Annotated in this window: 8 protein-coding genes and 1 pseudogene; 2 read left to right on the top strand and 7 right to left on the bottom strand. The window is 46.9% G+C overall.

Features of this window, described 5'->3' with window-relative positions:
- On the top strand, positions 1-1,545 hold a 1,545-nt coding region (locus tag B9Y58_RS14255; RefSeq protein ID WP_073058365.1), incomplete at its 5' end, for an acyl-CoA dehydrogenase family protein.
- A 115-nt stretch (positions 1,546-1,660) separates the two neighbouring features.
- Here B9Y58_RS14255 and B9Y58_RS14250 read toward each other — a convergent pair.
- The 7 genes from B9Y58_RS14250 to B9Y58_RS14220 form a co-directional block, all read right to left on the bottom strand.
- Positions 1,661-3,412 carry a hypothetical protein gene (locus B9Y58_RS14250; RefSeq protein ID WP_073058367.1) on the bottom strand — a complete coding sequence of 584 codons (1,752 nt, stop codon included), beginning with the start codon at positions 3,410-3,412 and terminating at the stop codon, positions 1,661-1,663.
- Positions 3,409-5,073 (bottom strand): NAD(P)/FAD-dependent oxidoreductase, encoded by a 1,665-nt coding sequence (locus B9Y58_RS14245; RefSeq protein WP_073058370.1) that lies wholly within the window; start codon positions 5,071-5,073, stop codon positions 3,409-3,411. Before B9Y58_RS14245 ends, B9Y58_RS14250 begins: the two co-directional genes overlap by 4 nt.
- Positions 5,066-5,470, bottom strand: a complete 405-nt coding sequence (locus tag B9Y58_RS14240) for a GtrA family protein (protein WP_073058372.1) — start codon at positions 5,468-5,470, stop codon at positions 5,066-5,068. Before B9Y58_RS14240 ends, B9Y58_RS14245 begins: the two co-directional genes overlap by 8 nt.
- Positions 5,471-5,493: 23 nt before the next feature.
- Positions 5,494-6,711: a hypothetical protein gene (locus B9Y58_RS14235; protein WP_073058374.1), complete on the bottom strand. Its 1,218-nt coding sequence runs from the start codon at positions 6,709-6,711 to the stop codon at positions 5,494-5,496.
- 26 nt (positions 6,712-6,737) lie between these two features.
- Complete coding sequence (locus B9Y58_RS14230) at positions 6,738-7,514, bottom strand: hypothetical protein (RefSeq protein WP_233247998.1); 777 nt, start codon at positions 7,512-7,514, stop codon at positions 6,738-6,740.
- Positions 7,507-8,367 (bottom strand): TIGR02147 family protein, encoded by an 861-nt coding sequence (locus tag B9Y58_RS14225; protein WP_073058376.1) that lies wholly within the window; start codon positions 8,365-8,367, stop codon positions 7,507-7,509. The genes B9Y58_RS14230 and B9Y58_RS14225 overlap by 8 nt, the downstream gene beginning before the upstream one ends.
- Positions 8,368-8,591: 224 nt before the next feature.
- A complete protein-coding gene (locus tag B9Y58_RS14220; RefSeq protein WP_073058378.1) occupies positions 8,592-9,143 on the bottom strand; it encodes a hypothetical protein in 552 nt (183 codons plus the stop codon).
- A gap of 427 nt (positions 9,144-9,570) precedes the next feature.
- Here B9Y58_RS14220 and B9Y58_RS14215 point away from each other — a divergent pair.
- Positions 9,571-9,668: pseudogene (locus tag B9Y58_RS14215) on the top strand (FAD-binding protein); the annotation flags it as partial.

Here is a 9,668-nt window from a genome sequence, read left to right as displayed (position 1 = left end):
CTCGAAGTCGCAGGCGACATCACCGCGAACACCATCTTCCCGAACTCCGAAGACGTGGACGCCGAAGGCCCCCACTGCGAAGACGGCCGCGTGCGTTACGCAAGCAAGACCTACGAGAACCTGGAAGCCACCCGCAAGGCCGGCCTCAATGGCGTGACCATGCCGCGCCGCTTCGGCGGCCTCAACTTCCCGATTACCGCCTACACGGCCATCAACGAAATGATCGCCTCTGCGGACGCCGGTTTCGAGAACATCTGGTCCCTGCAGGACTGCATCGAGACGCTCTATGAATTCGGCGACGAAGACCAGCGTTCCCGCTTCATCCCGCGCGTGTGCGCCGGCGAGACGATGTCCATGGACCTGACCGAACCCGATGCCGGTTCCGACCTGCAGCGCGTGATGCTCAAGGCTACCTACAGCGAAGCCGACAAGTGCTGGTACCTGAACGGTGTCAAGCGCTTCATCACGAACGGTGACTCCGACATCCACCTGGTGCTCGCCCGCTCCGAAGAAGGCACCCACGACGGCCGCGGCCTTTCGATGTTCATCTACGACAAGCGCGACGGTGGCGTGAACGTGCGCCGCATCGAGAACAAGCTCGGTATTCACGGAAGCCCGACTTGCGAACTTGTCTACAAGAACGCGAAGGCTGAACTCTGTGGCCGCCGCAAGTTCGGCCTCATCAAGTACGTGATGGCCCTCATGAACGGCGCCCGCCTCGGCATTGCCGCACAGTCCGTGGGCATCAGCCAGATGGCTTACAACGAAGCACTCGCCTACGCCAAGGACCGTAAGCAGTTCGGTCAGGCTATCGTGAACTTCCCGGCCGTCTACGAGATGATTTCCAACATCAAGGCACGCCTCGACGCAGGCCGCGCACTCCTGTACCAGACAGCCCGCTACGTGGACATCTACAAGGGCCTCGAAGACATCGAACGCACCCGCAAGCTCACCGACGAGGAGAAGGCAGAACTCAAGCTCTACCAGAAGCTCGCCAGCGCATGCACGCCGCTTGCGAAGGGCATGAACTCCGAATACGCCAACCTGAACGCCTACGACAGCATCCAGGTTCACGGCGGTTCCGGCTACATGCTCGAATACGCCTGCCAGCGCCTCTACCGCGACGCACGCATCACCTCCATTTACGAAGGCACGACGCAGTTGCAGACCGTGGCCGCCCTCCCGCACATCACCACCGGAACCTACAGCCAGATGCTCGAGGAACTGGAAGCGGGCGAAGTGGCCGCCGAATACGGGAGCCTCAAGGCCCGCGCTAAGGCCATGGACGCGAAGTTCAACGAAGCTATCGAAACTGTGAAGGCCGCGAACAACAACGAGTTCACCGACCTCTGCAGCCGTCACCTCTACGAACTCGCCGCCAACTGCGTGATGAGCCAGCTCATGCTCCGCGACGCCACCAAGGCACCGGAACTGTTCGAAAAGAGCATGAAGGTGTACCTGAACCTCGCCGAAGCCGAAGTCGCAAAGCACTACAACTTCGTGAAGAACGTAGATGTGGAAGCGATGGAGAGCTACAGGAAGTAGGAAGTAGACAGTAGACAGTGATTAGTGAATAATCGCGGCTACGCCGCCTACTGAAACGCGATAAAGAAATTTCCCCGGCTCTAACGAGTCGGGGTTTTCTTTGTTTATGCAATGTTCACGTCACAAAAATAAAACTCATCAACATTACAGAACATACTGCGAATATTGAAACCGTAATAAATCCCAATACTTTCCATTTGAGAGTGTATTCTTCCCGATACACTCCTAGCCCAACATACGGGAGAAAGCTCAACAAGACCGGCAATATATAGCGAAAATCAGCACTACAGGCGTAGGAATATTTATATCGCAAAAAACCTAAAGCCACAAAGAAAAGAATTCCTTGAATGAATAAAACCCAATGATAAATATTCATTCTGGTTTTCCACCAGCCTCGAATTGCGAAAACAATTAGTCCCAGCAACGACAAACTAATCAACGACGCCAATGTTCGGCCCACAGCCGTATCTACAAGTTTCCATTCGCCAAATAACGAGGATTTAAAAGCGTAATTAAAAAAATATTCTCGTCCTTGTCCATCGACCCATCCATTGGTATAAGGTTCCGTCAAGAATGATTTCATATCAAAATACAGGAAATTCTTCGCCTCATTTTCAACCTTTAGGCTTGAATGCAAACTATTTATGTTTGCAACCAGTTCACCATTGCTGAAAAACTTAATTACAACAAGGCTCACAAAAACAAGAGCCCGTAAAATCCACCCAGCAATTTCTGTTTTGGTCGGCCTATGCAATTGATTTGTTTTTACGAATCCGAAAACAGCAAATAGAATTACAAGTCCCAAGGTGACATAGCCCGTAGATTTTGTCCACACCGCAAGAGCCGCACACACAACAGCAGCAACAAGATGCTTTCCGTTTCCGTTCTTGATATAGTTAAAACCCGCCACCACACATAAAACGTGCAAAGTATAAAAAAGTTGGTCATTTCCGATTCTAGGTGCAACTAAAAGCAACAAGGGCCATACGGTCCAGAGAACAGAAGCAATTCCTAAAGGAACACCTGAAACAAATTCCTTCAACAAAAATAGGCCACAGACAAGCAAAATAATTGAAAGAACCAAACTAAATGCTTGTGCACCTGAACAAGAATTATAGTCAATCAATCCACTCACCATGAAAGACGGTATTACACTAGCATAATAAACAGGCGGATGGTAACAGCTCCAGCAATCTTTCGCAGAAGGAATAGAATGATTGTCGATTATATATTGTATATAAGCTAAGTGTCCCTCTACATCCATCGAAAATTGATTGTAAGGCATCGCATAGAACATTGCAAAACGCAGGAGAACACCTGCAAGAACACATGCTATCAGAAATGTATCTAGTTTCAGTCGTTTCGCAACCAATATCACGATTATCCCAACAAGCAGGGCTATCATAAATTTCAGCAGAAACAGCAAAATACTATCGACTTTAGGGAAAACATTTATCCCTGCGATTCCGCCTTTATTCATCAAGAGAATTTCATAACTGGTTCTATTCCCCACACGATGTGGAGAAGTAACCGAGTCTGGAATCCAAAATCCTTTATTAAAATTACATTTATCCGAATAGCCGCTCAATGAAAATGCAAAGCCGTTAACCGTCAATGATTCGGCGCAATCATCAGGAATGATGTTTAAATCATAGGGAATATTCAATGGATTAGAAATAGAAAAACGAACATTAAACCATTCACCGGCATCCATATTTTGTGAGATGGGTAATGTCGTTTGTTTTTCAGCATTTCCATGCCGCAGAACAACATTTTCCACCCGGATTTGACCATAGTGGAGAATGCTGAAGCATATTAAAATGCCAATGGCACAATAGAATTCTATTGACTTAAAAATCTTTTTCATAGTTTTTTACCTTCGTGGTATTCCTCTTCGCTGTTCACGCTCCAAAGCGCAGTCTTGTCGCTGCAACCTTCGCGGATGCACTTGACAACTTCCATTGCGGCGAGCATGCTGTGGTCCATGTTGTTATACTTGTGCATGCCATTGCGGCCCATTAGGAACAAATTATCAATCGGGTCCACATATTCACGGACTTTGTCGAACTCGCCATAAGTACCGAAGTAGGCAGGGTAGGCCTTCTTGATGTGGAACACCACGGAATCGCGAACAGACTCGGGCCTTGCCACGTCAATCTTGTCGAGTTCATCGATGGCGAACTTGATGAAGTCCTTGTCGGGCATGCGCCACATCTCGTCGCCCTCGGTAGCGAAGTATTCGAGGCCAATCCATACCTTCTCGGGGTCGGCCACCAGGTAAGGGCTCCAGTTGTTGAAAATCTGGATGCGACCGAGTTTTACGTCGGATTCCTGCACGTAAATCCAGTTGTCGGCAACGAACTTGAGCTTGCTTTCGGGCGTGCCCGGCTTTGCAGGATTCTTGATGAGCAGCTTGTCGAGCAGAAGCCCCACCGTGATGAAGTCGCGGTACACGAGGCCATCGGCGATACGCTTGACTTCGGCGGGCACGGGATTTTTTTCGTTATCCATCGCGGCAACAAGCTCCTTCACCGGCATTGTTGAGAGGAAGTAATCGCAGGGAACCGTTTCGCGCAAGACAACGTCCGTGCTGTCCATACTTTCGACAACAACACTTTCGACCGTCTTGCCGTCGGCAGTACGGTTCACGCCCACCACGCGGGCGTTCATGACAATCTTGCCGCCCAGTTCCTGAACTTTTTCGGCAACCGTTTCCCAAAGCTGACCCGGACCGAATTTCGGGTAAAGAAACTGTCCGATAAGGCTTGTTTCCGTATCTTTCTGGCGGATATCGGCACCAGAACCTTCGCCGACGTTCGCAGACGATGCATTTTTCTTGCCTGCAAAAATCTGCTTGACGGCATGCACCACGGTTTTCGTAATCGAGAGTCCCTTGATGCGCTGGCCGCCCCAGTCGGGGCTAATCTTGCTGCACGGCACGCCCCACACCTTTTCGGTGTAGTCGCGGAAGAACGTGCGGTAAAGTTCCACGCCAAAGCGGTTGATCATGAAGTCTTCGAGGCTGTTTTCTTTGCGGGCAGGCATCAACTGCACCTTGATGTAGCTAAGGCCGATTTTCATCATGCGCCAAAGCCCAAGGTTGCGAATCGTATCGCCGTTCAAACTGATGGGGTAATTGAACAACTTGCGCAAAAAGAGAATTCGCGAAAGGCGACTGCGGCAGAGCATCACGTAGTCCGTCTTCTCCGGGTCGGGGCCGCCTTCCGTCAGCGGAACCGTGCGGCCAATCGCGATGTCGTCCTTGCTCGCGACACCCTGGAGCGGCAAAATTCCCTGCCACCAATCCATCACGGTATCGCTCTTGCTAAAAAAGCGGTGGCCGCCAATATCCATGCGGTTGCCGTTGTAGCGTGCCGTACGCGAGATACCGCCGATGACATCTTCCGCTTCAAAAATCACAGGTTTAACATCTGTTGTTCGCAAAAGTTCAAGCGCCGCGGTCAAGCCCGCAGGACCAGCACCAGCAATTACAGTAATCCGACTAGATTTTTTATAGTTTTCATTCATTAAACAAAATCAGCTTGCGAGCACAAAAATTCCACATCAAAACAACTACAGCAGCCATCATTTTTGAATACAATTCTTGCAAACTTAAGAAGCCAACCATCAACAACATCAAAAGTTCATTAAGGCCCACACCCATTAACCCAACCAAAGCAAACACGGCAAATTCTGCCAATTTGCGCTTTTCTAGTCGACGTTTACTATTACGGAAAACCCAACTTATGCTCAATGCATAATTCAAGCACAGCCCAGCAACCAACCCTATAAGATTTGCAAGCAAATATTGCCATCCAAGACAGTAAAGGCAAAGAGAAAACAAGCCAAAATCAATTACAAAGGCAAATCCGCCCACTAGTATATAACGTGCTAGTTGAGCTAGCACCATACAAATTGCAGACATCACTTGAGAATTCTGTTAATTAACTATAAAATCAATGAATCCCTAAACCACTCCCCATAGGGGTTCGCCTTCGGATTAGGGTTGTAGTTTCCATCTTCACATTTCCAGAATTCGCTTTCATAAGTTTTGTGTGTAACTTGCGGTTCCGTTGACATTATTTCATTTTTGCAATCTTCAATTAGGAAGAATACAGAAAAATAATCATCAGTAGAGACACATTCCCCACTAGGCTTCACTTTCGTAAACTCCAGTTCGCCATCGGCAACATGACTCAAAATACTTCCAGTAAGCAAGCCGCCGCCATCCACAAACGTTATAAAATATTGGCAACTTTCATTCTTTTCTTTTAGGCGATTTTTCATTATTTTCGCCGTCATCGGAAAACACTGTGGGATGTCGTTTTCTTCAATTTTAACCAAAGGCGATTTTAGCTCCATCGTGTTTACTTTCAAGGTCAATTCCGTAAAATCTATACAATTCATACTTGGCAATCCGTTGTATGCAATTACATGTTCGTCAAAAGAAAGTTGATCAACACTTGAAGCATACTGCAAGACATAATTTTCAAGTGTTTGGTCATATTTGATTGTTATTGCCGTATCGCTAGGAGATATAGTTGACAAAGGCTCTCGCCCGCCAGCAGTAGAAGAGCTTGAACTTTCACCCTCTTTTGACGAAGAAGACGGTGTTACCCCTCTACCCGTTGAATTTTGGGCATTTCTTGACATTTCAAAACACCGATTTGTTGCAATAGCACTAAAATAAGTTATCAAGATATTCGCAGAATCAGATTCTATTGCCTTTACTCGACAAGCGGCATCAAAAGCTCCTTCCTTACAGCCTTCACTTAGGGTAAAGAATTCGCTATTCGATTTATTATCGCAATTAGTCTTGAACTCGGCAAAAGCAGAATCACAGGATTGTTCGAGTCCCTCCGCTTTCAAGGTTGTCACCGCAACAGAACCGGAAATTTGTATGGTCATCGCTATGGATGCACTATCCGCGGTACACTCTGCACGAGCGCCCGAGCCATCATCCAAAACGGCCAATCTGCCTCCATCTATTTTGGCATATGCAGCCTCGTTCAAATCCAAGCCATAATTATACCAATCGTTCACCTGTTTCTCTAAAAGAGCATTCTGGTCTTCGATTGTACCGCCAGAAACCTTGTTCGATTCAGAACAAGATTCCAGCAGCAAAGTAAGCGAACAAAGCAATAGTAATCCGAAATCAAATCTCATTGTCAAGAAGCCCTAAAAATCATTCCTTACTCATTCCAAGTTGTGTCGCAGACCATTCCGTTTTCCGTATCGCCTTGGCAATGCACGGTAGGCAATTCTTCCGCTTCGGGGAGATTCGCAATAAATGTTTCGCACTCACCCTTGAATGTATTGGCGATAGTTTTGAGTTCAGTCTGACCAGAGACCTTGGCTACACAGGACATTTCGAGGGAAGAGCCGCAGCCGTCATTGTAAATCCTGTAAAGGCCGCCTTTCTCGTTGCATTCGGCAACATAAGCTATGCTGTCGGCCACACAAAGTTCCGTCTTTCCAGCAAAGGTTTTATAGTGCAAATCCTGTATGTAAAGCGACCCTTCGTTTTCCTTGAGGAGAATGGTTGCGTCATCGTATTGATCAAGAATGGTGCTATAGCCAGGAATCTTTTCCTTTTTAGACTTGTAAAAGGAAATACCTTTTTCTTCGTCATACAGATTTACCCAACAGCTTCCGTTGGACTTTATCTCGTTGTATACAACTTCCTTTTCGGTCGTAAAAGTAAACAAGACCGGCGAAAGGGTGAGCGTCGGTTCATCTGTCGGTGTCACGTCGTTAACACCGTCAGAAACAACAGCCTTACTGCGGTTTCCAAAGGAATCCAGCATACTGTTCATGAACGCAATGTCAGCATCGGTTAAAGACGTTTCTGCAGTAACAGGCGCTTCTGTTGAAGGTTCTGTTCCAACGGTGGATACTGCTCCCTTATCTTCGGAGCAGGCTGCTAAAGCGATAATAGCAGCAGCGGAAATAATGATTTTTTTATTCATGGTTATGCTCCTTATTTTTAAGTGAGGTTTCATTGTTCTGAATTTTTTCTGTAAGCGGAAACATCTGCATATTCAACCGGTACACTCTGTTTCCGCCCTTTTTGGCTGTCGCAATGGATATGATTCTTTTACGACAAGCGTCCAGTTCCTTTAAAATTTCGGCATAGTCGTCATCGTCTATTCCCATGGTGATGCCGGTAAAATTCCGTTCATCTATGGGGTACTTTTCAACAGCCTCTCTTGCGAAATCAGCCATTTCCTTATGCATTTCACGAACGAGCACCGGCATGGCGGCAACGGACATCTGGAGAGACCTATCCACTTGCTCGTACACATCATCCGCAGTCTTCTTCAAGAACTTCGCTCGGGTCAAGAATGCCAACGCATCGCGGACCTCCTCGGCCGAGAAAGCCCCTCCACACGCCTTGGCCACTTCCAGAGGCTTCGCTCCGGGCATCATGGGAGCAAGTTCGCGCAGCACAGGATATTTCCACGATTCGTAAAAAGAGACTGATTCCCCTTCTAAAACACGGACCTTGTGAGCACTGGCAATTTCCTTCATTTCTGTATAGGCAGCCTTCTTGTCTGCATCATTCTTTGCCTGTCCAAATTTCACAAGTTGTCTAAAATATTCTCTTTCAGCACCCACAAGATCCATCGCGTCAGCGGCATGTTCAATTCCATTCTTCGACAAGCCGCTCTTGCCTTCACACACAATCTTCATATAATTGGGTGAAGTAAACCCTCCCTTCTTTGTAAAATCACGCCAGGAGAAAGCAGACGTCCGCTTTTTCCACTGGTAGTAATCGTTCATAAAGGAACGGTAATCTTCATATTCAATTACAGACTTCATTGTAATCTAAATATATTTTCCCGTCCGCCTATCGCGAACAGTTTTTCTATACAAAATTTGCGAATTTTTATCAATTTGTATAATTTCGCGTATAATAAAAGGATTTTTAGATTTTACTATACAGCGAAATGCTTATTTTGCCTTTTTTTAGCGAGCGAAAAAAACTAAAAAAGAACCGCAGCTACAACACTGCGGTTTTCATTGCATAAAACGGAATATCAATCCTAGCAGCGGGGCAAGAAAAAGCCCTTTATGCAATTCATGTTGCGAAGGCAAACCTGAATGTGATTTTTCTTTCGAATCTCGGTACCCTTGTAAGCAACATCGCCTTCGTAAAAGGCTCCACGGACAGAATCGTATCTAAACGTACTGTCAAATTCCTCACATGTTTCGTGAAGATGTTCTATGACCGCACAATCAAGTTTGTGCAAACCATTTTTATTGCTTAACTTTTTTAGGTCGTCACTTAACGATTCAAAATTCAAACTCAATAGATCTATGAAATGAGAATCCGTCAAATCAAGACAGGTACCTAAAGTATAAACGACTCCGATTACAAAAGGATCCTTGAATGGTACGGGTTTGTGATTTTTCGCCCAATCCCACGCACGATCTTGGTTATTTTCCCAAACATAAAAACCTTTTCCCAACCATTCGTGATCGGCCTTGCTTGAAATAATGTCCTTAGGCTCATTGACGAGTTTCAAGCCACTTTCTTTTTCACAACCATGAAACCCGATGTAAAGATTCGGTCGTTCTAGATAAAGATCGTCCATACCTAAATTACTTTTGGACTGTTGCCGGTTCGCGATAAATCTTGCTCAGACGGCCAGATTTGGTAATAATACCAGCTCTCAGAAGACGCCTACGCGCGGCTTCCGGCGAATGATCTGCGGACTTAATTGCCCTGAGGGTTCTTTCTATGATATTTTCAGTCATAAGATACCTCCGTACTCTAAATATACATTCTTTTACTTGAAGAGGGTAGAGGGGGTTGTTGCATCAAGGCCTATTTCGATGTTATTTGAAGTTTTTAAGCAGTCAAGCCCGGGCGTTGCGGGTGCGGCGATTGAGCACCCGCAGTGGGGGTAGCGTAAGACCTGGCCGGGGCGGGTTCGGAACAATATTCCCGAAGGGAATGACTATAAGGGCGGGGCCAGGGCTGAAGCGAGGGGGATTCTTCCCCCTCCCATAAATAAAGCGGTCCGCCCGAAGGTGTATATCGCCTGCGGTATCTCCGGCCAGATTCAGCACCTCGCCGGCATGCAGGATTCAGGAATCATCATCTCCGTGAACTCCGA

The organism is Fibrobacter sp. UWB15, assembly GCF_900177705.1.
In the GTDB taxonomy this organism is placed as follows: domain Bacteria; phylum Fibrobacterota; class Fibrobacteria; order Fibrobacterales; family Fibrobacteraceae; genus Fibrobacter.
Note: the sequence above shows the minus strand (reverse complement) of the source record. Positions and strands in the feature narration are given on the sequence as shown.